Below are 26,065 nucleotides of genomic sequence, written 5' to 3'. Positions count from 1 at the left end.
CCAGGGCGGCAGGCGTCCATGCCCGCCTTGGGGATCAGGACGTCTGCCCGAGGGCCGTACCGGTGGCCGCCGTGGCTTTCTTTTCCAGCTGGGTGTAGACGATATAAGTGAGGACGACACCACTGAGCATGACCGCCGAAAGGAAGTACAAGCCCGATGACAGCGTGCCGGTGTATTCCTTGAGCGCGCCGATCCCGAACGGGCCGATGTAACCGCCCAGGTTGCCGAACGAGTTGATCAGGGCAATGCCTGCCGCAGCAGTGGCGCCGGACAGGAAACGCCCCGGCAGCACCCAGAAGATCGCCGTAACCGAGAACAGGCTGAAGGCCGTCAGGCACAACGCCGCCAACTGCAGGCCGGGGACACTCAGCCAGGCACTGAGGAACAGGCCGAGCGCACCCAGGACATAGAGCACCGTCAGGTGGCCATAACGGTCATTGAGACGGTCGGAGCTGCGCGGGATCAACAACAGGCCGATGACACCGAATACGTAGGGAATGGCCGAGATAAATCCGGTGGTCAGGTCACTACCGCCAAACTGATGCACTAGGGTCGGCAACCACAGGCTCAGCCCGTAGGTGCTCAGGGTGCTCGGCAGATAGAGCAGCGCCAGGATCAGCACGCGTTTGTCGGTCAAGGCCCGCAACGGGTTGGTGTGTTCGGTCTGGCCGTATTCCTTGCGGTCTTTGTCCAGCTCACTGAGCAGCCAATGACGATCGGCAGCACTCAGCCAACGGGCGTCTTGGGGGGTGTCCGGGAGGATTTTCAGGGTCGGCCAGGCCAGGACGATGGCCGGGATCCCGATGGTGATAAACAGCCACTGCCAGCCCGCCAGGCCCCAGATACCGTTCATGCCCAGCAGCCAGCCGGCCAGTGGCCCGGTGACCATCAGCGCAATGGGTTGGGACAGGATAAAGAAGCCCAGCACCTTGCCGCGGTTACGGACCGGGAACCAGCGCGTGATGTAGTACAGCACGCCCGGGAAGAACCCGGCTTCGGCCGCGCCCAGCAGGAAACGCATCACGTAGAAGCTGTAGGAGCCTTGCACAAAGGCCATGCCGACGGTGATCGCGCCCCAGGTAATCAGGATCCGGGCAAACCAGCGACGGGCACCGAAGCGCTCCAGCAACAGGTTGCTGGGGACTTCGAAAATGAAGTAGCCAATAAAGAACAAGCCCGCACCGAACCCGTACGCCATATCGCTGAGGCCGATATCGGCGTTCATGTGCAATTTGGCGAAACCCACCGCGGAACGGTCGATGAAAGCGACGAGGTACAGCAGGATCAGGAAGGGAATCAACCTGAGCGTCAGCATGCGAATGATCCGAGCTTCCGGATTCATAGTCTTCTCCACATTGTTTTTGTTATGGATTCGTCTGTCCTGGTCAGTCGTTCCATCACCTGGCACACGGCAAGGGCAGTTCGATCTCGGCCAATTGAGCGAGACAATATAGTAATACTATTTAGCGAGCAACGGTTTCAAAAAGGCTTTTTGTGGGGTAGATTCAGCAAAACAGCCTGAAACTAGTCATACAATAAGAGTCGACCGCGCCATGACTGATAAAAAAACCCCGCTCCGCTCCGCCCAATGGTTCGGTACCGCCGACAAAAACGGTTTTATGTACCGCAGCTGGATGAAGAACCAGGGTATTCCCGATCACGAATTCCAGGGCAAGCCTATCATCGGCATCTGCAACACCTGGTCTGAACTGACGCCGTGCAACGCACACTTTCGCAAAATCGCCGAACACGTGAAGAAAGGCGTGCTCGAAGCCGGTGGCTTCCCGGTCGAGTTCCCAGTGTTCTCCAGTGGCGAGTCAAACCTGCGCCCCACCGCCATGCTGACCCGCAACCTGGCCAGCATGGACGTGGAAGAAGCCATCCGCGGTAACCCGGTGGACGCCGTGGTGCTGCTCACCGGCTGCGACAAGACCACCCCGGCCCTGCTGATGGGCGCGGCCAGTTGCGACGTGCCCGCCATTGTCGTGACCGGCGGTCCGATGCTCAACGGCAAGCACAAGGGCAAGGACATCGGCTCCGGCACCGTGGTCTGGCAGATGCACGAAGCCTATAAAGGCGGGCAGATCAGCCTTGATGAATTCCTCTCCGCCGAAGCCGGCATGTCGCGCTCGGCCGGGACCTGCAACACCATGGGCACCGCTTCGACCATGGCCTGCATGGCCGAGGCCCTGGGCACCTCGCTGCCGCACAACGCGGCCATCCCGGCGGTGGACTCGCGCCGCTATGTCCTGGCACACCTGTCCGGCATGCGCATCGTCGACATGGTTCGCGAAGACCTGCGCCTGTCGAAGATTCTGACCAAAGCGGCGTTCGAGAACGCCATCAAGGTCAATGCCGCCATTGGCGGCTCGACCAATGCGGTGATCCATCTCAAGGCCATTGCCGGGCGCATTGGCGTGGAGCTCGATCTGGAAGACTGGACCCGTGTCGGCCGCGGCACGCCGACCATTGTCGACATGCAGCCGTCCGGACGCTTCCTGATGGAGGAGTTCTACTACGCTGGCGGGCTGCCAGCGGTGATCCGCCGCCTCGGTGAAGCCGGCCTGCTGCCCAACCCTGACGCCCTGACCGCCAATGGCCAGAGCATCTGGAACAACTGCCAGGCCTCGCCGCAGTACAACGATGAAGTGATCCGCCCGATCGACAACCCGCTGGTGGCCGACGGCGGCCTGTGCATCCTGCGCGGCAACCTGTCGCCACGCGGCGCGGTGGTCAAGCCATCGGCCGCCACGCCTGCGTTGATGCAGCATCGCGGCCGTGCCGTGGTGTTCGAGAACTTCGATGACTACAAGGCGCGCATCGCCGATCCGGACCTGGATGTCGACGAAACCTGCGTGCTGGTCCTCAAGAACGCCGGCCCCAAGGGTTATCCGGGCATGGCCGAGGTTGGCAACATGGGCCTGCCGCCCAAGGTGTTGGCCAAGGGCGTGACCGATATGGTGCGTATTTCCGATGCCCGCATGAGCGGCACCGCCTACGGCACCGTGGTCCTGCATGTGGCCCCTGAAGCGGCCGCCGGCGGGCCGCTGGCCGCAGTACGCAACGGTGACTTCATTGAACTCGACTGCGCCGGTGGCCGCCTGCACCTGGATATCAGCGACGAAGAGCTCGCCGCGCGCCTGAGCGATCTGCAACCCGACACCAGCGCGAAGATTTTCTCCAGCGGCTACAGCCGCCTGTATGTCGACCACGTGCTGCAGGCCGACGAAGGCTGCGACTTCGACTTCCTGGTCGGCTGCCGGGGCTCCGAAGTGCCGCGTCACTCACATTGATCCACCGCGGCGCCGGTATTCGCCGGCGCCGCCTTCTGACGTTCTTATCGCGAGCTGGCTCGCTTCCGGCAGGGAGCGGGGGCGAGCCTGCTCGCGATAAACCACGACAGCGCATCATCCACCCTCGGGAGTACAACAATAATGACCCGTCTCACCGGCCTTTTCCGGCCACACCTGCTGGCTGCCGGCATGCTTGCCCCATTGACGTGCGCGGTGTCCGCCGCCACTGCCGGGGAACACGGCTTTATCGAAGATGCCACGGCCACTCTTGCCGCACGCAACTTCTACTTCAACCGCGACTTTCGCCAGGACAAGGCCGCCCAATCCAAGCAGGAGGAATGGGCCCAGGGCTTTCTCTTCCAGGCGCAATCGGGCTACACCCAGGGCACCGTCGGTTTCGGCATGGACCTGGTGGGCATGCTCGGGGTCAAGCTCGACAGCGGCCGCGCCCGTTCCAACACTGGCCTGCTGCCAACCCATGACGACGGGCACTCCGCCGATGAGTTCTCGCGCCTGGGCGCCGTCGGCAAGGTACGGGTCTCCAAGACCGAACTGAAGGTCGGCGAACTGTTCCCCGAACTGCCGATCCTAATGCGCAACGATGCTCGCCTGCTGCCCCAGAGCTATCAGGGCGGCATGCTGACCTCCAGGGAAATTGACAACCTGACCCTCTACACCGGGCAGTTCCGCTCCGCCAGCCAGCGCAACTCCTCGGACCACGCCGATCTCGCGGCCGACGGTATCGGCGGGGTGACCTCGGATCGCTTCAACTATGTGGGCGGCGAATATCGCTTCAACGCCGATCGGACCCTGGTCGGCCTGTGGCAATCGCAGTTGGAAGACATCTACCAACAGCGCTACTACAACCTGGTCCACAAACAGAAGCTGGGTGACTGGAGCCTGTCGGCCAACATCGGCCTGTTTACCGGCAAGGACGATGGTAGCGCCAAGGCCGGGCGGCTCGACAACAAGTCTTTTACCAGCCTGTTCAGTGCCGGTTACGGCGGCCACAGCGTCTCGGCCGGTTACCAGCGCATGTATGGCGATAACGGCGCCCTGCTGCTGTCCGGCGCCAGTACGCCGCTGGTCAACGATATCCAGGTCCGCAACTTTATCCTCGCCGGCGAACGCTCCTGGCAGGCGCGCTATGACTACAACTTTGCCGACGTTGGCGTGCCGGGCCTGAGCGCCTTCGCCCGCTATGTGCGCGGCGACCATGTGGAGCTGGCCAAGGGCGGCGACGGGCATGAATGGGAGCGCGACCTGGACGTGACCTACACCGTGCAGAGCGGCCCGCTGAAAAACCTCGCCCTGCGCTGGCGTAACGCCATGGTGCGCTCCAGTTTCGGTGCGAACATGGATGAGAACCGGCTGATTCTGGCCTACACCATCGCCCTGAAATAAGCCTTGGCAAGGGTTGCCGGAAAGCGGCCGGAAGCGGTGCTATGATGCAGCGCATTTCGCCAGAGCAGCTCAGTCTTTATGGATTATCAGACGCCCAAGCCACGCAAGAGCATGCACGCCCAGATCGTTCAGGAACTGGGCATGCATATCGTTTCCGGCCGCTTCAAGCCGGAAGAGAAGCTGCCATTGGAGGCCACGCTGTGCGAGGAATACCAGGTCAGCCGGCCTGTGCTGCGCGAAGCCACTCGAGTGCTCAGCGCCAAGGGCTTGGTGTCGTCCAAGCCCCGGGTCGGCACCGTGGTGCGCCCCCGCGTGGAATGGCACCTGCTCGACCCGGATGTGCTGTTCTGGTTGATGCAGACCACCCCCCACAGCCAGTTTTTCAACACGCTGGCCGGGGTGCGACGGATTCTGGAGCCGGAAATCGCGGCCATGGCCGCGACCACCGCCACCGAAGCCGATATCGCGGTGATCGAGGAGGCCTACCAACGCATGGAAGCCGCCCAGACTCGCAAGGACCTGCTGCAGCCGGACCTGGACTTTCACCGCGCCATTGCCGATGCCACCCACAACGATCTGCTCGCCTATATGTGCAACATGCTGTCGCTGCCGCTGCGCGAGTCGATCAATGTCACCAACCTACGCCCCAACACCCAGCAGCTCAGCCTGCCGCGGCACAAGGCGATCCTCACCGCGATCAAGAACCGCGACGCCCTCGGCGCCCGGCATGCCTCGCTGGTGCAACTCGACGACACCCGTGTCGCCCTCGATACCGTGATGGATGTCCTGACACCGCTGTAGCCGGCAGGGTCGGGGCGCGATCGCGGCGGGCGATCCCCCCTCTCCGACGGAGCCTGTTATGACCCTGACGCAAGCTTTTACCGATGCCCTGAGCGCCCTGCTGGGCGAGCGCTTCAGCCTGGCCCGCGCCGTGCGCGAACACCATGGTCGCGACGAATCGCTGTATGACCCGGTACTGCCCGATGCCGTGGCGTTCGCCCATACAGTCGAAGAAATCAGCGCCATCCTCCAACTGTGCCACGCCCACCGCGTCCCGGTGATCCCCTACGGCAGCGGCTCCTCCCTGGAAGGCCATCTGTTGGCGGTTCACGGCGGCCTCAGCCTGGATGTCTCGGCCATGGACCAGGTCCTGGCGTTCCAGCCCGAAGACCTGAGCATCACCGTGCAGCCGGGCATTACCCGCAAGGCCCTGAATGACTACCTGCGCGCCAGCGGCCTGTTCTTCCCCATCGATCCCGGCGCCGACGCCAGCATTGGCGGCATGTGCGCGACTCGCGCCTCGGGGACCAATGCCGTGCGCTACGGCACCATGCGCGAGAATGTCCTGGGCCTCAATGCCGTGCTGGCTGACGGCCGTGTGCTGCGCAGCGGCTCACGGGCCAAGAAGTCCTCGGCCGGCTATGACCTGGCGCGGCTGTTTATCGGCAGCGAAGGCACCCTGGGTGTGATCAGCGAAATCACCTTGAAACTGCACCCGCAACCCGAGGCCATCAGCGCCGCGGTCTGCGGCTTCGATTCGGTGGAGGGCGCCGTGCAGACCGTGATCGAAACCATCCAGATGGGCGTACCGGTGGCCCGCGCCGAGCTGGTCGACCGCCTGGCGATCCAGGCCCTGAACCGGCATTTCAAGCTGACTTTGCGCGAAGCGCCCACCCTGTTTCTGGAGTTCCACGGCAATGCCGCCAGCGTTGCCGAACAGGCCGAGATGGTCCAGGAGCTGGCCGCCGGCAATGGCGGCAGCGACTTCCAATGGGCGACCCAACAGGAGGAACGCAATCGCTTGTGGAGCGCCCGTCACGATGCACTGTTCGCCTTTTTGCAGCTCAAGCCGGGCTGCCGGGCGCTGTCCACCGATGTCTGCGTACCGCTGTCGAGACTTGCCGAATGCGTGGTCGGGGCAGAGCAGGACCTGCAGGGCTCTTACCTGCCGGCGCCAATCTTCGGCCATGTCGGTGATGGCAATTTCCATGTCTGCCTCCTCCTCGACCCGAACAAACCCGAAGAACTGGTGGAAGCCGAACGGCTCAACCATGCCATTGTCCATCGCGCCCTTGCGGCGGGCGGCACCTGTACCGGCGAGCACGGCGTGGGTCTGCACAAGATCGACTTCCTGGTCGAAGAACATGGCCAGGTCGCCATCGATACCATGCGTGCAATCAAGCAGGCACTCGACCCGCTGGACCTGATGAACCCCGGCAAGATCTTTCACCGCGCGTAACTCGCACGCAATAAAAAAGGCCGAGCGGGGAAAACCCCACTCGGCCTTGGTCACGCGGCAAGCATCAACTCAAGGCGGCCGTACTGCTCACGCTGTCCACCAAACGCTGAATACCCAGGGGGTTGGCGTCTTTCAGGGCATCGGGCAACAGTGCATCCGGGTAGTTCTGATAGCACACCGGCCGCAGGAAACGGTCGATGGCCAGGCTACCGACCGAGGTGCCACGCGGATCCGAAGTCGCCGGGTACGGTCCGCCATGGACCATGGCTTCGCAGACCTCGACGCCGGTCGGGTAACCATTGAGCAGCAGGCGTCCGGCCTTCTGCTCAAGCAGCACCAACAGATCGCCATAGGCCTGCAGATCATCCGGCTCGGCGATCAGCGTCGCGGTCAGCTGTCCGCGCAGGCCATGCAGCGCCTGGACCAGTTCAGCCTTGTCGGCCACTTCGACGACGATGGTGGTTGGGCCGAAGACTTCTTCCTGCAACAGCTCGTCGCCCGTCAGCAGCAAGCTGGCGTCGGCCTTGAACAACTGGGCATGGGCTTGTTTACCCGTCTGGGCGGAACCGGCCAGGTGCGTGATCCCGGCATGGGCCTGCAATTGCTCCAGGCCATGGCAATAGCTTTTCAAGCCGCCGGCATTAAGCAGGGTCTGGGCGGGCTGATCATTCATCAAGGCGGCGAAGCGTTCCAGGAACGCACTGAACTCGGGCGAGCGAATGCCGATCACCAGGCCCGGATTAGTGCAGAACTGCCCGGCGCCGAGTACCACCGAAGCGGCCAGTTCACTGGCGATCTTGTCCCCACGGGCCTTGAGCGCCTCGGGCAACAGCAGCATCGGGTTGATGCTCGACATCTCGGCAAATACCGGGATCGGCTGCGGCCGCGCCGCGGCCATGTCACACAGGGCCCGACCGCCGCCCAGGGAGCCGGTAAAGCCGACCGCCTGGATGGCCGGATGCTGGACCAGCCAGGCCCCGACACCGGCGCCGTAGATCATATTGAACACGCCGGACGGCATCGCGGTTTTCTCGGCGGCGCGGATAATGGCGTCAGCCACCCACTCGGCCGTCGCCATATGCCCACCATGGGCCTTGAATACCACCGGGCAACCGGCTGCCAGGGCGGCGGCGGTATCGCCACCGGCGGTGGAAAAGGCCAGCGGGAAGTTACTGGCACCAAACACTGCGACCGGCCCGAGGCCGATCCGGTACTGGCGTAGATCGGGGCGTGGTAGGGGCTGGCGATCCGGCAAGGCACGGTCGATGCGCGCGCCATAGAAGTCGCCGCGACGCAGCACCTTGGCAAACAAGCGCATCTGTCCACTGGTACGCCCACGCTCGCCCTGGATACGTCCGGCCGGCAGCGCGGTTTCCTGACAGACCTGGGTCACGAAATCGTCACCCAGCCCGTCGATTTCATCGGCGATGGCCTCCAGGAACTCGGCCCGGCGCACCGCCGACAGGTTGCGAAACGCCGGGTAGGCTGCCGCAGCCGCCCGGGCAGCCGCATCCACTTCGGCTTCGGTGGCCTGGTGGAAGGCGAATGGCAGGGCTTCGCCTGTGCTGGCGTCGAAGCTTTGCAGGGTCGTCTGGCCTTCGGCGCTGCGTGCGCCGGCAATGTAGTTCCAACCAGTGATAACGGTCATGGGGGACTCCTTGAATGATCGGAAGGGCTTCAGAGGGTATTGATCGCGCCCGGCGCCAGGGGCGCGGCCTCAGGGGCGATGCCATTGCGCAGCGGCGCGCCGAACTCGCTCATCTCGATCTCGAAGGTATCGCCGGGCTGGGCCTGGATACCGTCGGCAAACGAAAGGGTCGCGGTGCCAAAATAATGCGCGTGCACATCGCCGGGACGCAGGAACTGCGTGTATTTGAAGTGGTGGTATTCGAGGTTTTCCAGGCTGTGGCACATGTTTTCCTCGCCACTGAGAAACTCTTTTTCCCACAATACCGCGCCATCACGGTGGATCCGGCTAAAGCCCGACAGATGGGTAGGCAAGGCACCGACCCGCAGTTCAGGGCCATAAGCACAGGCGCGCAGCTTGGAGTGGGCCAGGTACAGGTAGCTACGACGCTCCAGCACATGGTCGGAAAACTCATTGCCCAGGGCATAGCCCAGGCGATACGGCTGGCCATCATGGCCGATCACATAGAGGCCGACCAGTTCCGGCTCTTCGCCGGCGTCTTCGGCAAACGCCGGCATTGGCAGCTCGGCGCCGGGGCGCACGACAATCGAGCCATCGCCCTTGTAGAACCACTCCGGCTGCGCCCCCACCGCCCCCGCGCCCGGCTTGCCGCCTTCGACCCCCCACTTGAACATACGCAGGGTGTCGGTCATGGTCGTTTCATCCTGAGCCTTTTGCTGGTGCATCTTGTCCCGCGTCGCGGCACTGCCCAGGTGAGTCAGGCCGGTGCCGCTGATCAGGCAATGGGCCGGGTCTTCATGGTCCAACGGCGGCAGTACCCGGCCACTGTCGAGCAGTTCGGCATACAGCGGGCCAGGCTCGCTGCCCCGGGCCTGCACTTCTTCAAGCAGACCACGCCCGGCGGCAATCGCCGCCAGCGCCAGCTCGCGGGTGGTATGGCAACCGAGTACGGTCTGGATACGCTCACCTTCGACGATGCCGACATGGCGAACTGCGCTGGTGGTCTCGAACTGGATCAATCGCATGGCTGAGGCCCTTGGCTCTGACGGGAAAGAAATGACTGACCCGCACTTTACGAATCCTCCCAGAGCCTGCCTAATGAGAGCCTCTGATCAAGCGATAACTTTTACTTATCCCCTATGATTGCTTCCCTGCCCTCCCTGGTTTCACGTCTGCGCCTCAAACAGCTGCGCCTGTTGATCGCACTGGACGAACACGGCTCGCTGCACAAGGCTGCCGAACAGGTTTCGATTACCCAACCGGGCGCGACCAAGGCCCTCAATGAAATCGAATCGGCCTTTGGCACTCGCTTGTTCACCCGCACCAGTCAAGGCCTGGAGGCCAATGACCTGGGCCGCTGCGCCATCCGCTATGCCCGGTTGATTCACAGCGACCTGGCGCATTTGCGCGAGGAGATGCTTGGCATCCTCCAGGGCCAGGGCGGGCGGATTGCGGTCGGGACCATCATGGGCGCGGTGCCGATGCTGGTCGCCAGCCTCGCACGCCTGCGCCAGACCCAGCCGGAACTGTCGGTGGAGATTGTCGAGGACACCAGCGCCCGATTGCTCGCGCTGATCGACCAAGGCCGCCTGGACCTGGCGATCTGCCGGACCAGCGTCAGCCAGCGCCCCGCCGCCTATGACTGTCAGCCCCTGCACCGCGAACAGTTACGTGTGGTCGCCCATGCCCGCCACCCGCTGGCCGGGGCGACGCAGCTGGAACTGGCGCAGCTGGAAAGTTATCGCTGGATCATCTACCCGGCCAACATGCCGATGCGCCTGGTGCTCGAGCGTGAGTTCAGCGAAGCCGGCCTGGAGTTCCCGCGCTTTCCCCTGGAAACCGCCTCGACCTTCACCACCCTGATGCTGTTGCAGCAGGACCCGCAGTTGATCGCCCTGATGCCCGCCGAAGTCGCCGAAGCCGCCATGGCCATGGGCGTGCTGGTAGCGCTGCCCCTGGCGCTGCGCTCACGCAGCGAGCCCTATGCGATCGTCACCCGCCACGGTTCGCCGCTGTCGGCACCGGTGAAGTTGCTGTTCGATGAACTGCAGGCGGGCACCGGCAGTGACGCCCCCTAGCCGCAGCCTGACGACTGCGGCCGGCCCCAAGACCCGGGGGGGTCACTCGGGCTTGCGGTAAGCACCGATAATCGCGGAGAAATCCTTACCCCCCTCCCCGCGCAGGCTCATGGCCTGGAACAGTTGCTCGACGACCGCGCCGAGCACCACCGGCTGGTGGGCCTGGCGCGCCGCTTCGGTGGCCAAGCCCAGGTCCTTGAGCATCAACTGCGCGCCAAAACCACCGGTGTAACCCCGCGAAGCCGGCGCCGTATCGACGATGCCCGGCCAGGGGTTGTAGACCTCCGAACTCCAGCAGCGCCCGGTGGAGCTGTTGATTACCCCGGCCAGCACCTGGGTATCGATCCCCAGCGCCGCGCCCAGGGCCATGGCTTCGCTGACGCCGACCATGGAAATGCCCAACAGCAGGTTATTGCAGATCTTGGCGATCTGCCCGGTGCCGACTTCGCCGCAATGGACGATATTGCGCCCCATCTGCGTCAGGACCGGTTGCAGGGTATCGAACAGTTCGCGCGACGAGCCAACCATAAACGTCAGCGTCCCGGCCTGGGCACCACCGGTGCCCCCGGACACCGGCGCATCGGCCATGGCTACGCCCTGCCTGGCCGCCGCCGCCGCAACATCCCTGGCGGTCTGCGGGTCGATGGTGCTGCAATCCACGGCCGGTACGCCCTTGGCGATCCCCGCCAGCACTCCGTCCTCACCCAGCCAGACGCTGCGCACATGCGCCGCTGCCGGCAACATGCTGATCACCAGTTCACTGCCCGCAGCCGCCGTGCGCGGCGAAGTGGCGATATGGCCACCCAGGTCGGCCAGTTCCTGCAGCACCTGCTGATTCAGGTCGAACAGGTTCAGCTGATGCCCGGCCTTGATCAGGTTGCGGGCCATTGGCGCGCCCATATTGCCCAAACCGATAAATGCGATTCTCATCTCTGCCTCCTCGTTCAGCGCAGGTTGATGGTGGTGTTGACCCCATCGTTCACGCTGTCATCGTCGAACCAGCGGCTGGTCACGGTTTTGGTCTGTGTATAGAACTGCACCACCTGCTTGCCGTAGGGGCCCAAGTCACCGAGCTTCGAACCGCGCGACCCGGTGAAACTGAACAGCGGCACCGGCACCGGAATCGGGATATTGATCCCGACCTGGCCCACATCGATTTCGCTCTGGAACTTGCGCGCCGCCGCGCCGCTCTGGGTAAACAGGCCCGTGCCATTGCCGAACGGGTTGGCATTGACCAGGGCGATGGCCTCGTCGAGGGTATCGACTGTCATCACCGCCAACACCGGGCCAAAAATTTCCTGGGTGTAGATCTGCATCTCGGTGGTCACCCCGCTGAACAGGGTCGGGCCGATAAAGTTGCCCTGCTCGTACCCTGGCACCACCACGTCGCGGCCATCGAGTTCCAGGGTCGCGCCTTCGGCGATCCCGCTTTCGATCAGCCCCAGTACGCGCGCCTTGGCGCGCTTGGAAATCACCGGGCCAACATCGGTACCCGGCTCGCAGCCGGCGTTGACCTTGAGTTTTTGCGCCAGGGCCTTGAGGTCCGGCAGCCATTGCCTGGCCGCGCCCACCAGCACCACCACCGAAGTGGCCATGCAACGCTGCCCGGCCGCGCCGAAACCGGCGCCAACCAGGGCATTGAGGGTCTGTTCACGGTTGGCGTCGGGCAGCACCACCGCATGGTTCTTCGCGCCCATCATCGACTGCACGCGCTTGCCATGGCGCCCGGCCAGGTCATAGACATGGGTGCCCACCGCGGTCGAACCGACGAAAGACACGGCCTTGATATCTCCATGGGTACACAGCGCATCGACCACGTCCTTGCCGCCGTGGACCACATTGAGTACCCCTGGCGGCACGCCGGCTTCGAGCGCCAGCTCCACCAGCAGCAGGGTCGATAGTGGGTCCTGCTCGGACGGTTTGAGCACAAAGGTATTGCCGCAGGCGATGGCCATCGGAAACATCCACAACGGGATCATCGCTGGGAAGTTGAAGGGCGTGATGCCGGCACAGACGCCGATGGGCTGGCGCAAGGTGTAGGTATCGACGCCACCCGCGACATTTTCAGCGAACTCGCCCATCTGCAGGGTCCCAATGGAGCAGGCGTGCTCGACCACTTCCAGGCCCCGGAAAATATCGCCCTCGGCATCGGCAAGGGTCTTGCCCTGCTCGGCGCTGAGCACCGCGGCAATGCGCTTGGAATGTTCGCGGATCAGGGCCTGCAACTTGAGCATGACGCGCATGCGGGCGCCGATGGGGGTCAGCTTCCAGGTCTGGAAGGCCCGCTGGGCGGCGGCAATGGCGGCGTCGACTTCCCCCGGCGTGGCAAAGGGCACTTGTGCCAGCACCTGCTGGGTAGCCGGGTTGATGATGTCGTGCCACTCATGGGTTTGCGACTCGATCCATTCGCCGTCGATCAACAGCTTGGCCCGCTGCACTGCGGTTGCGTTGGGCGTAAGAGAAACGTTCATGGCAGTCTCCTGAGTTGTTGTTATGGCCAGTACGACGGCTTGGCGAAAACGATAGTCGCGGATTGGTTGTCGGACAGTTTTTCGAGTATAGATGTGCAAACTTCTAATAAGAACGCACATAAAAACCGGATCGACATGCAAAAAAACATCACCTCTTTAAGCTCGCTGAACTGGGATGACCTCAAGTTTTTCCTGGAAGTCGCCCGAACCCGCAAGGCCAGCAGCGCGGCCAAACGCCTGGCGGTGGACTACACCACGGTGTCACGGCGCATCAGCTCCCTGGAGACCTCGCTGGGCACGCTGCTGTTCGAGAAGTCCCGCACCAACGGGTTTATCCTGACCGCCGAAGGGCAGAACCTGCTGGGCTACGCCGAGGCGATCGAAAGCACCCTGCATATGGCCTGCGAGCAGGTCTCGGGGTCAGGGGTGGCGTTGTCCGGGCATGTGCGCATGGGCTGTACGGAGGGGTTCGGCAGCTTCTTCGTGACGCCGCAACTCAGCCATTTCGTCGAGGCCTATCCGGCGATCTCCGTCGATATCCTGCCGCTGCCGCACTTCATCAGCCTGTCCAAGCGCGAAGCGGATATCGTCATCGCCCTGGAACGGCCCGAGCATGGCCCTTATGTCTGCTGCAAGTTGTGCGACTACCGCCTGCAGCTCTATGCGACCCAGGAATACCTGGACCAGCACCCGCCGATCCGCCGCCCGGCCGACCTGGCCAGGCATCCGTTTATCAGTTACGTCGACGACCTGGCCTTCAGCTCGGAACTGCTGTACCTGGCCAATGTGCTGCCTGGCGCCAACGCCAACCTGCGCAGCACCAGCGTGATCGCCCAGTACGTGGCGGCGCAGCAGGGCCGGGCGCTGGCGATCCTGCCGTGTTTTCTAGCCGCCCAGGATCCACGCCTGCAGCCGGTACTGGCCGATGAGCTGACCATTACCCGGCAATTCTGGATGTACTGCCGCGAGGACCTGCGCAAGCTCAAGCGCATTACCTTGCTGTGGGACTACATCCGCGACGTGACGGAAAAGAACCACACCCTGTTGATGGGGCAGGGGCGGGAGATGGTGTTTCAAAACGACTGAAGGAAACCCCGGCACTGTAGCCGCTGTCGCCTGGCGGCGACGGCGACGGCGACGGCGACGGCGACTAACAGGGGAGCGTCAATCGGCGGCGACGACAATAGCGACCCGGCGGTTTTCGGTGCGCCCGGTCGCGGTGTCGTTGGAGGCCACCGGCTCACTGCTGCCCAGGCCGCGCAGCTGGATATTCTCTTCCTTCATGCCAACCTGCATCAGCACTTTGGCCACGCTTTTCGCCCGACGCAGGGACAACTGCTCGTTGTAGCTGTCCTTGCCCGAAGCATCGGTATGGCCATCGACTCGCACGCGCTGGATACCCACGCTCAGCAGCGCCTTGCCGATGCGCTCGACAATCGCCTCGCTGGCCGGATTCAACCCATCGGCATCGCTGCCAAACAGCACTTTGCCCGACAGGCCAAAGGCCCAGCCTTCATCGGTCAATTCAAAGCCCTGTTGCTTGAGGACCGCGATCTGCTCGGGGGTCAGGCCCTTGGGTGGCGCGGTCTGACAACCGGCCAGGCCAAACAGGGCGAACACAAGGCTGAAGGTGAAAAAACGCAGGTAACGCTGGGTCAATAAGTACACGAGGTTAACTCCTGGTATGTGCCTGAACCGCAGAGGGCTCCGCCCCCACGGCGTCTCGCTCGCCTCGGGCAAGGCGCTTGGTCTGGTACATCGCGGCATCCGCCGCATCGAGCAACGCGCTGGGCGTGGTGCCATCGTCCGGGTAGACCGCAATACCGATACTCAACGAACTGAGTATCGAGTGGCTCCCAGGTAGTTGAATCGCAACATCCATACTGGCATTGATCTTTTCCGCGATACGCCGGGCATCCTCGACCTCGTGCAACGGCGCCAGCAGGACGGCGAACTCATCCCCGCCCAGGCGCGCGACCAGGTCATCCTCGCGCAGTTGCGCGCGCACCCGGTTGGCGACGGTCACCAGCACCGCATCACCGGCCGCATGGCCAAAGTTGTCATTGATGCTTTTGAAACGGTCGCTGTCGAGAAACAACACCGCAGCCCGTTCACCCTGCTTGGCCGCGTTGCGCAGGGCGCGGATCAGACGGCCCTCGAAATAAGCGCGATTGGGCAGGCCGGTCAGGCTGTCATGGCTGGCCTGGTGAGCCAGGGTTTCGTTTTCACTGCGCAAATGGGTCTGCCAGGACTCCAGCTCGTCGAGCAGGGCATTGAAGTCATTGCCCAGGTTGTCCAGTTCGACAATCTGCGCCGGTGGTACACGGCGGTCGAAGGCTCGCAGGCTGCGGGCGGCGTGGGCGACTTCCGCCAGGCTGCGCAGTGGCCCGGTGATGCCCGAGAGCATGCGCCGCGCCAGGTACAGGGCACTCAAGGCACTGGCCACGAAGCACAACAACACCCCGGCCAAGCCACTGAGCAGGAAGCGCAGCAGGCTGCCGCCATGGGCACTGAGCACGATACTGCCGACCGGCCGGCCCTGATGCAGGATCGGCAAGCTGAGGGGCTGATCGAGCAGCGCGTTCGCCAGGCCCATTTCCACTCCTGAGAGCAGACCGGTCTCGGGACGCTGCCAGTGGGCCAAAAGTTGGCCATCGGCGGTGAATACCTGCGCATCGGCCACTTCTTCGGTCGTGGCGATCAGGTCCAGGGCTTCGCTGGCAGCGCTGCGGTCCCGAAAGACCACGGCGGCTTCGACCGTGTAGTTGATCGAACGGGCGATCAGATGCAGGTTGTGGTCGGCGTACACACGTAGCGCCAATACGCCAAGCAGGGTGAGGGACACACTCGCCAGGCTGATCGCCACCAGCGCAACGCTCAGATGGCCTCGGCCCAGCACCGAGCTTAGGCGCAGACGCGCTTGGGCTTTCATGGCTCCGGCGCCCGGCGTTTGGAGAGTTGCAACACACTCGGATGGATCCTGACGCCACTGCGTGCCACCGAATCGAGGTTGACCTCGAACGATACCTGCTCATCACTGACCCGCAGGCAGAACAGGCTGCCCACCGTGCACTGGTCACCGCCCTCGCTGATACTCAGCACCGGCCGGCCGGAGACCAGGGCGAACAGATGGTTACGCTCATCGGTAGTGAGTTTGCCGACATAGACGGCATCGCAGTCAGTGGCAATCGCCGGCGCATCGGCCAGCAGGCGGCGCACCAGCACCGGCCGGCCCGTGGCTTGGGTGGTGCCCTTGAGCAGATCGTCGGTGTACTGGGTCGGGCCAACGACGCACAGGCGCAATTGCGCCGGCTCCACCGGCCAACGGGCGTAGCTGAGAATGCCCAGGACGACCTGGGTCACGGCCCTGGCCCGCTGCTCGGCCGGGCTGCCGGGAAGCGGCGGCTGGGCCATCGCCCAGGGCATCAGCAGGCCGAGAAAAAGCGCCAGCGCGACCTGCTTGCCACTCAGAACTCGCTTGATAAACACGACAGCCACATCCATGCGCAGGCTCGCTTCGGTCGCGTGAAATAATGCCGCAACGATAGCACAGCATTGGATCCACGGAGAGAGGCGCCCCGGGCCAGAGCGCTCATTTGCCGCAACACATCATCCTAATTCCAGCATCAGGCCGCTCAAGCGCTTGACCTTGCGCCGTACCGCCTCCTCGAACACCCCACTGCGCGGCTCCACCAGGCTGAACCAGTGCTTGGCCCGGGTAATGCCGGTGTAGATCAATTCCTTGGTCAATACCGGGTTCATGGCCTCCGGCAGCACCAGAGCGGTGTGGGCGAACTCCGAGCCCTGGGATTTATGCACCGTCATGGCGTACACGGTTTCGACATCATTGAGCCGGCTCGGCAGGACAAAACGCACCCCGCCCTGCCCGTCGTTACGGGCAAACGCGACGCGTAGCACCTGCTTGCCGGCCTCGGGCCCTTCGCGCTCGGGCAATTTGAGGGCAATGCCGATATCACCGTTCATCAGCCCCAGCCCGTAATCGTTGCGGGTCATCAGCACCGGGCGACCTTCGTACCAGAGGTGCTCGCCCTCGATCAGCCGTTGCGCGGACAAGGCCGCGGTAATCCGCTGGTTCAGCCCTTCCACGCCCCAAGGCCCCTTGCGCACGGCGCAGAGCAGCTGAAAACCGTCAAAGGCATCCAGCACCGCCCGCGCCCAGGCGCCCCACTGCGGCCCATCCAGCGCACTGTCCGGCGCCGGGCGCTGCTCGCGCAGGACGCTCAGATAATGCCGGTACCCTTCACTGCCCTTGCCACGCCCGTCCAGTACCAGCCGCTCGAAGCGTCCATCATGGCCGCCCTTGAGCGGCTGGCTGAACAGATCGGCATGTTCGCCCAAATCCAGCAGAGCCCGAGCCTCCTCGGCCTGCTGCCGGTTGACCAGCCGCGCCAGTTGGCCAATCCCGCTGCCTTCGCCAAAGCGCCGGGAATGACGCAGCATCACCACCTGCTGGGCCAGCGGGTGGCGGCCCTGATGGTCTTCCTGCAGGCCGCTATCGCTGAGGCTTTCGCCACTGACGGCCTCCAGCCATTCACGGGTCTGCGGGCTGTACCAGCCCTGCTCGGCGTCACGACACAGATCGCCCAGTACCGCACCGGCCTCGACCGAGGCCAGTTGGTCCTTGTCGCCCAGCAGAATCAAGCGGGCATTGGCCGGCAAAGCATCCAGCAAATTGGCCATCATCTCCAGGTCAATCATTGAGGCTTCATCGACCACCAACACATCCAGCGGCAGACGGTTACCCGCGTGATGGCGGAAATGCCGGGTACCCGGGCGACTGCCCAGCAGCCGGTGGACCGTGGTGACCTCGGTTGGAATGCGCTCGCGCACCGCGGCCTCGACTTGCAGCGAACGCACCTGCTGGCTGATGGATTCGGTCAGCCGCGCCGCGGCCTTGCCCGTTGGCGCCGCGAGACGAATGCGCAGCGCACGACCGGCTTCGGTGGCCGGGGCCTGGAGCAACGCCAGCAGACGCACCACAGTGGTGGTCTTGCCGGTGCCAGGACCGCCAGTGACGATACTGAACGCCGCGCGGGTGGCCAGGGCGCAAGCCAGCTTTTGCCAGTCGACCAGCGCGCCCGGCTCGGCCGCGCCAAACAGCGCCTGCAAGCGTTCGCGCAGGTCGGCCGGCACCGCTTCACGCGCCGCCAGCCGTTGGCGCAGGGCCGAGTCAATGCGGCGCTCGTAGTTCCAGTAGCGGCGCAGGTACAGGCGCCGCTCGCACAGCACCAATGGCCGTTGCGCCGCTTCCTCGCAAGTGTCGTGGGCCTCGGCCACCAGCGAGCTGGTTTGCAAGGCACGGCACCAGGCATCGCCATCAAGCGCTTCGAGCAATTGGGAAGGCAGCAACATGGCCGTGCTCTGCACCTCGCCTTCGGGCGGTAGCGACAGGGCGAAGTCCGGCTCCTTCAGTGTCTCGAACAGGTCCAGGCAGACATGCCCATGCCCCAGTTGATGGCTGGTCAATGCCGCCGCCAGCAAGACCAGCGGGTCGCCTTCGGGCGCCAGTTCATGGAGAAACCCCACGAACGCCCGGTCCAGCGCCCGCAACCAGCCACGTTCGGTCCAGCGCTCCAGCAACAGCAGCAGGTCAGTGGCACGCTGCAAGGGTTGCAGGGTGGTCAGGCTGTCGGCCGTCAGGGGCGTGGGCAGCAGATCGGCGAAGGTACGTTTCATAGCAGGACTCCCTGTTCCCAGGCGCTGGCCTCGGGTTGCGCCTGGCCCTGGAACAGCAGGTCCAGGCGTTCGATCAATTCCCGGGGCGGGCGGCAAAAATACGCGCCACGGCTGGCCGCCCGGCTGCCGCGCAGGAACAGGTACAGCGCACCGCCCATATGCTGGTCGTAGTTATAGTCAGGCAGGCGGGCCTTGAGCTGGCGATGCAGGGCCAGCAGGTAGAGCACGTATTGCAAGTCGTAACGGTGTTCGAGCATCGCCGTCTCCATGGCCTGCTCGGTGTAGGCAGCATCATCGGCGCCCAGCCAGTTGGATTTGTAGTCGGCCACGTAGTAGCGACCGTCATGGGCGAACGTCAGGTCGATAAAGCCCTTGAACAAACCGTTGAGCAGCACCGGCTCTGCCGCCGGGCGTGGCACGCCATGGTGGGTATGGCGGCGCACCAGGGCATCGAGTTGCAACACATCGACCTGATGGCTGGCAAACCAGAACTCCATCTCGATGCGGTATTGCGTCAGTTCGGCCAAGGCCACCGGCGCGCGCTTTTCACCCAGCGGCAGCGGCATTTGCAGCAAATGGCCCAGCCAGTCGCCCAGTGGTTCAATCCAGCCTTGCCAGCCGCGCCGATTGCAGCGCCGGGCTAGCGCATCTCGAAGGGTCTGGGGATCAATGGCAAATCCTTCATTGCCGGCCCACTCGAGCAGGCCATGAAGGAAGGTCCCGGGATTCGGCCCCCGGGGGAAACGGTGGATATCCCCGCCAGCGGGCATCACTTCACGCGGCGCCGCGGGGTCCAGGCGCTCATCGTCGAACAGTTTTTGCGCCAGGGCACTCTCCGGCGCCTCCTCGGTGGCCGCACCCAGTTGATCGCCAATGCGCAAGGCGCTGTAGGAGGCGATCCACCAGTTCTCTGCAGCCCGCCGTTGCGGCAGCCGCGCCGGGCGCAATGCCGCCGCGTTGCGTGGCGGGGTAAAGCGCAGATCACTGGCCTCGGGCCGCTCGCACCAGGCCAGCGCCGGGCAGTCCTGCACCAATGCCTGTAGCCATCGGCCCAGCTCGGCCGGTTCCTGTAGACGCGCGCCCCCTCCCAGCAAATAGCCCAGTGCCGACAGATGCAGCACCGAACTGTTGCTGTTACCCCGCTTGAGGTCGGCAACGCCCAGCCAGCAGGCGTGTTGCGCCCGGGTCAGAGCGACATAGAGCAGGCGCAGATCTTCGGCCAGGCGCTCGTCGTCGGCCAGGGCAATCAACGGCGCGGTCGGGTTGAGGGTCACCTGAGCCTGGCCGTTGGCATCGTGGTAATGCAAGGGCAGGCGGCTGCCATCGACCGGCTTGGTCGAACAGATAAACGGCAGGAACACCAGCGGGTACTCCAGGCCCTTGGACTTGTGGATGGTCACCACCTTGACCAATTGCTCATCGCTTTCCAGGCGCAGGATCTGTTCCTCACCCGCCTGCCCGGACAGGGCCAGGTGTTCGGCCAGATGGCGGATCAGCGCCTGTTCGCCATCCAGTTCGGCGGCAGCCTGTTGCAGCAGTTCCGAGAGGTGCAGCAGGTTGGTCAGCACCCGCTCGCCATCGTCACGGACAATCAGCGCCTGGGGCAATGCGAAGTCATGGAGCAGACGCCGTAGCATCGGCAACACACCCTGGCTGCGCCAGATCTGGCGATAACCGCGGAACTGCATGACCCGCGTTTCCCAGGCGAGTTCGTCCTGATTCAGCCGCTCGAGCTCGGCCAGGGACAGGTTCAGGGTCGTGCATGCCAGGGCCGCACGCAGCGGCCGCTCGACATCCGGCTCGGCGCAGGCCTTGAGCCAGGCCAGCACATCATGGGCCTCCTGGGCAGCAAACACCGAGTCCTTGTCCGACAGATAAACGCTGCGCACGCCCCGCGCCGACAGCTCACTGCGCACCGCCTGGGCCTCGCGACCATCACGGACCAGGATGGCGATATCGGCCGGCAATATCCCCTGCAGCGGCTGGCCCTCGCGAGCAAAACCGCTGAGTCCCGACTGCCCGCCATTGAGCAGCTCGACAATGGCCGTGGCGCAACTACCGGCCAGTTGCTGACGATAGAGCGCACCGGAGACCGGCTGCTCGGACGGTAACTGCCAGAGATTCAGCGCCGCAATCGGTTGGCCATCGATCAGCAGGCTTTCCTTGCGCCCCTGGGCGGCAACGCCCTGGAAAGGCACCGGGTTCTTTTCGCCATCACGAAACAGAAAAGCCCCACGCCCCTGCTCGCGGACTTCGGCCCGGGTAAACACATGATTGACTGCACCGACCATGGCCTGGCTGGAGCGGAAGTTGGTGCCCAGGGTATGCAGGCGGCCAGCGGTCGCCTCACGAGCCCGCAGGTAGGTGTAGATATCGGCACCACGGAAGGCGTAGATCGCCTGCTTCGGGTCACCGATCAGAAACAGGCCGCTGGCCGGATCGTTGGCTTCAATGCGATAGATGCTTTGGAAAATCCGGTACTGCACCGGGTCAGTGTCCTGGAACTCATCGATCAGGGCCACCGGGAACTGTTCGCGAATCACCGTGCCCAGGCGCTCACCGCCTTCGCCCCGTAATGCGGCCTCGAGGCGCAGCAACATATCGTCGAAACCCATCTCCGCGCGTCGCCGCTTCTCGGCCTCGAAGCGTTCGCTGACCCAATGGGCCGCATGCTCCAGTACTGCCGCATCGGGGCTGGGCAAACTGTCCAGGCTGGCCTTGAGCGCGGGCATGGCTTGCAGTGCCGGGTGGCTCGGCGCACTCCCTTTCCAGGCTTCTGCCAGGCCATCGGCGGTCAGCCGGGTAAAACCGGTGCCCAGGTCCAACTGCTCCTGCGCGGCATCGCCAGCCCAGGCATCGAGCTTGTCGAACCAGGGTTCGAAGTAACGAGGTTGCAGCTTGCGGCCATCGACCGTCTTCTGCGCCACACCGTCATGGCAGATCGCCCGCAGCTCGGCGGACCACTGCACCCAGGGTGCCTTGAGCTCGATCAGCGCCGCCCGGCGTTGTTCCAGGCACGCCACAATCAGTTCGGCCGGCGACTGTGTCGGCGCTTGATCGCGTGCATTACCGAACAGTGCACGAACCTTGGGCAACAGCGCCGCCGGACCGCTCCAATGTTGGCGAACCCACGCCAGCGCATCACCGTTCATGGGGTAGCAGAACAGCCGCCAGTAATCGCGCAGGACCTCGCCCAGCAGGTCGCTGTGGTCGGTTTCCAGGGTCTGGGTAAACAGGCTGCCACTGTCGAAGGCGTGCTCGCGCAGCATGCGCTGGCACCAACTGTGAATGGTCGACACCGCGGCCTCGTCCATCCATTGCGCCGCAATATCCAGCCGGTTGGCGCATGCAGCCCGATCCTGTGGGGCGAATTGCTCGCGCAACTCGGCGATCAGGCTGTCACTGGCGGGCGTCTCGTCGCGAAAAAATCGGGCGGCTTCGGCCAGGCGCGTGCGGATCCGCTCACGCAACTCCTTGGTCGCGGCGTCGGTAAAGGTCACCACCAGGATCTGTGGCGGCAGCAACTCCCGTCCGAAGCCGCTGGCCTCGCCGCCATGCCCCAACACCAGGCGCAGGTACAGGGCCGAAATGGTAAAGGTCTTGCCGGTACCGGCACTGGCTTCGATCAACTGGCTGCCGCGCAGGGGGAATGCCAGGGCCAGGGGTGTTTTCTGCGCGCTCATGGGCGGGCCTCCTCGGTCACCAGGGAACGCCAGGATGCTTCAAATATCGGACGGTACAAGCTCTCGCACCAGCCTTCGAACTCTTCGCTGGCCACCAGCGCGGCGTAGTCGGCGAACTGCCGAGACAACGCCGGGCTTTCCCGCCGCTCGCCATCGAACGTCAGGCCATCGCCTTCATAGGCTTTGCTGGCGGCAGCGGCGGCCTTGTCGGGATCACGCTGGCCCAGCCAGGCGAACGCGGTCTTGACCGCCACCGGAAGTGGCCGACTCATGCCGGTGCGCCAGGCCAGCAGCAGGTTGCCCAACAGCTCCCGGGCGAAAGCCGGTGGCAAGGGTTCCAGCAGTAGGGTGTCGTCACTGGCCACCAAGGCGCTGGTCAGTTGCAAATCGCTGGCGCTGGCCACCAGGTGTTCTACCCAGGCTCGGGTCAGCCGATGCCATTTGCGTGATTTGATCGAGCCGATCTTGTTGGCAATGGTGGTCACGGCCAGTAGGCCGCCATCGGAGCGCTGGTGCAGGTCATTCAACCAACCTTCCAGGCGCACGCCCTGAAGATCGAGGCTCACGGCCACAGCGTTGTCCAGCGGCATTGGCCACAGTGCGAGCAACTGCTGATAACGCTGAAGCAGGTCCGGCAGCGGCTCGATAAGCTCCTGCTGCAGGCACTCGCCGAACCCGGCCATGGGTAGCAGCCCGCTGGCTTGAAGCCGTTGGGCGCGGGCCTGCAAGGCCGCAGCCGGTTGTTGCGGATCCACGAGGGCCGCCTGCAACAGGCTGTCGCTGAGGGTGTAGCGTTGCAGCGCGTCGAGGACAAAGGGCTCTTCATCGGCCAACGGCGCTTCAGCGGCCTCGAAAAACACCTTGAGGCGCTGACTGAAGAAGTGCCGGACCGGATGACGCACAAAATCCTGCAATTGCGCCAGGCCCAGGGCGCTCTCGGGGCTGAACGGGGCCAGGGCCTCAACCGGTGTGTCGAGGGGCTGCTCTTCGTGCAGGCGCTGCCATTCGCGGGCATAGCTGAACAGGGCCGGATTGCCTTCGTGGAAGTACCGGGCACTGAACGGTTGCAGCGGGTGCTCCTGGGTCAGGGCATGCAGCAGATCCTCTTGACCGGCCAGCGACCAGCCGCTCGCCAGGTGGTCGCGCAACTGACCGATCAGTACCGAAGCCGGACGTTCGCTATTGTCGCGAATACTGCGGCCGACCCAACTGATGTACAACTGATCGCGGGCGGAAAGCAGCGCTTCGAGCAACAGATAGCGGTCATCCTCCCGGCGCGAGCGATCTCCGGGCCGGTAATCGCTGCCCATCAGATCGAAGTCCAGGGGCGGCTGGGCCCGCGGGTAATCGCCATCATTCATCCCCAACAGGCACACCAGCTTGAAAGGGATGGCCCGCATCGGCATCAAGGTGCAGAAATTCACAGCCCCGGCCAGGAAGCGCTGGGACAAACGCCCCTGGTCCAGCCCGGCCAGCCAGGCCTCACGCACCACGGTCAACGGCAGTTCATCCTCCAGGCCAACGGCCTCGCAGGTCTGCAACCAGGTTTCGCGCAACTCCTCGAGCTGGGCCAGCAAGTAATCGTCATGCTCACTGCTGGCGGCAAAGAACAGTTGCACCAGCGCTTGCAGGCGCTCGCCCCACTGCTGCGGGACTGCGGGCAACGACAGTTGCTCATGGGCGATCTGCAAAGCGTCGAGCAAAGCCACCAGCGGGCCGATCAGCGCCGCATCCAGACCGCCGATTTCATCATAGGGCTCAATTCCCGCGCAGGCCTCGCCGCTGCCGACGGCATAGCCCAGCAGCATCCGTCGTAGCCCAAATCGCCAGCTGTTCTGCTCCAACTGTCCGGGCAAACCGAGCCCCGCACGCTGCTCGGCGTGCAAGCCCCAGCGAATGCCGGCACCTTCAATCCAGCGGTGCAGGGTTGGCAGGTCACGCTCTTCAATCGCAAACCGCTGGCGCAACGCCGGGACATCGAGCAGATCCAGAATCTCGCTGACCGGGAAACGGCTATCGGGCAACTTGAGCAGGTGTTCCAGGGCAATCAGCAGCGGGTCGCGGCCGCGCTGGCCCTGGTCCGCCAGGGTAAAGGGAATAAAGCGCCGGTCCGTCCGTTCGAGCTGGCCGAATACCGCGCGAATGTGGGGGGCATAACTGTCGATATCCGGGACCATGACAATGACATCGCGGGGGCGCAATTCAGAGTCGAGGGCAAAACGTTCGAGCAACTGGTCATGCAGGATTTCGACTTCACGCTGGGCGCTATGGGCGATATGAAAACGGATCGAGCGGTCCTGCTGCGGATCGACGACAGGCCAGCGCGTACGCGTTTCTTCAAGAGGACGCAGTTCGAAAATATCGTCCTGCAATTGATTGAGCAGATTCTCCGGATGGCCATCACTGAACAGGTCAATACGCCCATCACCGAATGCCGAGCGGTAGCTGCCAGGGTCGTCATAGCTGTCGAGCAGGTTGATGTAGTCACGGCCCTGCTTGCCCCAGGCAGCGAGTAACGGATGGGCGTGCTGGTGCAGTGTCTCGGCGTCGAGCACTGCCGGCATGCCAGGCTTGCGCGCCTGGCGCCGATACTGATGACGCAGGAGATCCTTGTCCGCAACGATATCGGCCCAGTGATGGCGGCATGGGTTGTGTACGCACAACAGCACCTGGCTGAAGCGGGCCAGGCCAGCCAATGCCTCCAGGGCCTGGGCCGGTAGCGAGGAAATGCCAAACACGATCACCCGTGCCGGTAGACCTGGTGGCGCTTCGCTCAAGCCATGGATGCGTTCGATAAAGCGCTGGTGCACACCGGCACGGCTCTGGGCCATGTCCTCGGCCCCGACATCCAGTAGCAGTGCGCGCCACAGCTCGGCCTGCCAGCAGTTTTCCGCTTTCAGCGGTGTACTGGCCCCACGTCCATTGCTTAATTGATGCCGACCGGCCGCCCAGTCTTCCAGCCAGTCAGCTCGATAGACCTGATACTGGTCGAACAGATCGGCCAGGCGTTCTGCCAATTGGTAGCGTTTGCGCAGGTCACTGTCGTGAGTGAGAAAGCGTTGCAGCGGCTCGAAGTGCGGGCGATCGATCAACTCGGGCAACAGGCGCATCAGGCGCCAGGTCAGCGGCGCTTTATCGAGCAGCGAAGTCTGCGGGATCTCATCGTGGCCCAGGACCATTCGATACAGCTGCCACATAAAACTGCCGGGCAATTGCACATCAATCGCTGCCGCAATACCGCAGCCGCCGAGCCCATCCTCTTGCGGGTCTTCGGCGAGGGCCAGCTTCAGCCACTGGGCAATGCCGTTGCTCTGCACCAGAGCGATTTCATTCTCCAGCGGGGCCAATGGATAGCGGCGCATCCAGCCAACCACTAGGCTGCGCAGCTCGTCCAGGCGATTGCCATGGACCACCATGAAACCTGCACTCAGAGAAGTCGCAACCGGCATAAAGGCATCCTTGGGAACATACAAAATCCAGGGCGAACCTTACCATCGCGAGCGACCGAGCATGTCGCGCCCTGCTCATTGATTTGCGCTCTTTTTCGCGCGC

Annotated in this window: 17 protein-coding genes; 6 read left to right on the top strand and 11 right to left on the bottom strand. The window is 63.9% G+C overall.

Annotation, left to right across the window (positions count from 1 at the left end; genetic code table 11):
* Positions 1-34 precede the first annotated feature (34 nt).
* Positions 35-1,342, bottom strand: a complete 1,308-nt coding sequence (locus NPS46_RS20755) for an MFS transporter (RefSeq protein WP_274110488.1) — start codon at positions 1,340-1,342, stop codon at positions 35-37.
* Positions 1,343-1,553: 211 nt separating this feature from the next.
* On the opposite strand from NPS46_RS20755, the gene NPS46_RS20750 reads away from it, so the two are divergent.
* The 4 genes from NPS46_RS20750 to NPS46_RS20735 all read left to right on the top strand — a co-directional run bounded on the left by NPS46_RS20750 (position 1,554) and on the right by NPS46_RS20735 (position 6,936).
* Entirely contained in the window at positions 1,554-3,293 is a 1,740-nt protein-coding gene (locus NPS46_RS20750; protein WP_274110486.1) for an IlvD/Edd family dehydratase, read from the top strand.
* A 141-nt stretch (positions 3,294-3,434) separates the two neighbouring features.
* Positions 3,435-4,697: an OprD family porin gene (locus NPS46_RS20745; protein WP_274110484.1), complete on the top strand. Its 1,263-nt coding sequence runs from the start codon at positions 3,435-3,437 to the stop codon at positions 4,695-4,697.
* A 78-nt stretch (positions 4,698-4,775) separates the two neighbouring features.
* Positions 4,776-5,498 carry a FadR/GntR family transcriptional regulator gene (locus NPS46_RS20740; protein WP_274110482.1) on the top strand — a complete coding sequence of 241 codons (723 nt, stop codon included), beginning with the start codon at positions 4,776-4,778 and terminating at the stop codon, positions 5,496-5,498.
* A gap of 58 nt (positions 5,499-5,556) precedes the next feature.
* A complete protein-coding gene (locus NPS46_RS20735) occupies positions 5,557-6,936 on the top strand; it encodes an FAD-binding oxidoreductase (RefSeq protein WP_274110480.1) in 1,380 nt (459 codons plus the stop codon).
* 64 nt (positions 6,937-7,000) lie between these two features.
* On the opposite strand, the gene NPS46_RS20730 is transcribed toward NPS46_RS20735, so the two are convergent.
* Both NPS46_RS20730 and araD1 read right to left on the bottom strand, forming a co-directional pair.
* Positions 7,001-8,584 (bottom strand): aldehyde dehydrogenase (NADP(+)), encoded by a 1,584-nt coding sequence (locus NPS46_RS20730; RefSeq protein WP_274110478.1) that lies wholly within the window; start codon positions 8,582-8,584, stop codon positions 7,001-7,003.
* Between the two features lie 29 nt (positions 8,585-8,613).
* A complete protein-coding gene (gene araD1, locus NPS46_RS20725; RefSeq protein ID WP_274110476.1) occupies positions 8,614-9,609 on the bottom strand; it encodes an AraD1 family protein in 996 nt (331 codons plus the stop codon).
* Between the two features lie 114 nt (positions 9,610-9,723).
* On the opposite strand from araD1, the gene NPS46_RS20720 reads away from it, so the two are divergent.
* The gene (locus tag NPS46_RS20720) at positions 9,724-10,662 is read left to right on the top strand and encodes a LysR family transcriptional regulator (protein WP_274110474.1); all 939 of its coding nucleotides are present in this window, start codon (positions 9,724-9,726) and stop codon (positions 10,660-10,662) included.
* A gap of 42 nt (positions 10,663-10,704) precedes the next feature.
* Here the strand turns inward: NPS46_RS20720 and mmsB are convergent, their stop codons facing one another.
* Both mmsB and NPS46_RS20710 read right to left on the bottom strand, forming a co-directional pair.
* Complete coding sequence (mmsB, locus tag NPS46_RS20715; protein ID WP_274110472.1) at positions 10,705-11,592, bottom strand: 3-hydroxyisobutyrate dehydrogenase; 888 nt, start codon at positions 11,590-11,592, stop codon at positions 10,705-10,707.
* 14 nt (positions 11,593-11,606) lie between these two features.
* Positions 11,607-13,133 (bottom strand): CoA-acylating methylmalonate-semialdehyde dehydrogenase, encoded by a 1,527-nt coding sequence (locus NPS46_RS20710; protein ID WP_274110470.1) that lies wholly within the window; start codon positions 13,131-13,133, stop codon positions 11,607-11,609.
* A 135-nt stretch (positions 13,134-13,268) separates the two neighbouring features.
* On the opposite strand from NPS46_RS20710, the gene NPS46_RS20705 reads away from it, so the two are divergent.
* A complete protein-coding gene (locus NPS46_RS20705) occupies positions 13,269-14,219 on the top strand; it encodes a LysR family transcriptional regulator (RefSeq protein WP_274110468.1) in 951 nt (316 codons plus the stop codon).
* A gap of 78 nt (positions 14,220-14,297) precedes the next feature.
* Here NPS46_RS20705 and NPS46_RS20700 read toward each other — a convergent pair whose 3' ends face one another.
* The 6 genes from NPS46_RS20700 to recC form a co-directional block, all read right to left on the bottom strand.
* Positions 14,298-14,801 (bottom strand): OmpA family protein, encoded by a 504-nt coding sequence (locus NPS46_RS20700; RefSeq protein WP_274110466.1) that lies wholly within the window; start codon positions 14,799-14,801, stop codon positions 14,298-14,300.
* Between the two features lie 4 nt (positions 14,802-14,805).
* Positions 14,806-16,065, bottom strand: a complete 1,260-nt coding sequence (locus NPS46_RS20695) for a diguanylate cyclase domain-containing protein (protein ID WP_274110464.1) — start codon at positions 16,063-16,065, stop codon at positions 14,806-14,808.
* Entirely contained in the window at positions 16,062-16,637 is a 576-nt protein-coding gene (locus NPS46_RS20690; protein ID WP_274110462.1) for a YfiR family protein, read from the bottom strand. The genes NPS46_RS20695 and NPS46_RS20690 overlap by 4 nt, the downstream gene beginning before the upstream one ends.
* Before the next feature lie 105 nt (positions 16,638-16,742).
* Complete coding sequence (recD, locus tag NPS46_RS20685) at positions 16,743-18,830, bottom strand: exodeoxyribonuclease V subunit alpha (RefSeq protein WP_274110459.1); 2,088 nt, start codon at positions 18,828-18,830, stop codon at positions 16,743-16,745.
* A complete protein-coding gene (gene recB, locus NPS46_RS20680) occupies positions 18,827-22,513 on the bottom strand; it encodes an exodeoxyribonuclease V subunit beta (RefSeq protein WP_274110457.1) in 3,687 nt (1,228 codons plus the stop codon). The genes recD and recB overlap by 4 nt, the downstream gene beginning before the upstream one ends.
* Positions 22,510-25,962, bottom strand: coding sequence for an exodeoxyribonuclease V subunit gamma (recC, locus tag NPS46_RS20675; protein ID WP_274110456.1), 3,453 nt, complete (start codon positions 25,960-25,962; stop codon positions 22,510-22,512). Before recC ends, recB begins: the two co-directional genes overlap by 4 nt.
* Positions 25,963-26,065 lie beyond the last annotated feature (103 nt).

Origin of the sequence: Pseudomonas putida (assembly GCF_028682395.1) — a bacterium.
GTDB classification, from domain to species: domain Bacteria; phylum Pseudomonadota; class Gammaproteobacteria; order Pseudomonadales; family Pseudomonadaceae; genus Aquipseudomonas; species Aquipseudomonas putida_AB.
The sequence above is the reverse complement of the archived record's forward strand: the minus strand, read 5'-3'. Positions and strand labels throughout refer to the sequence as shown.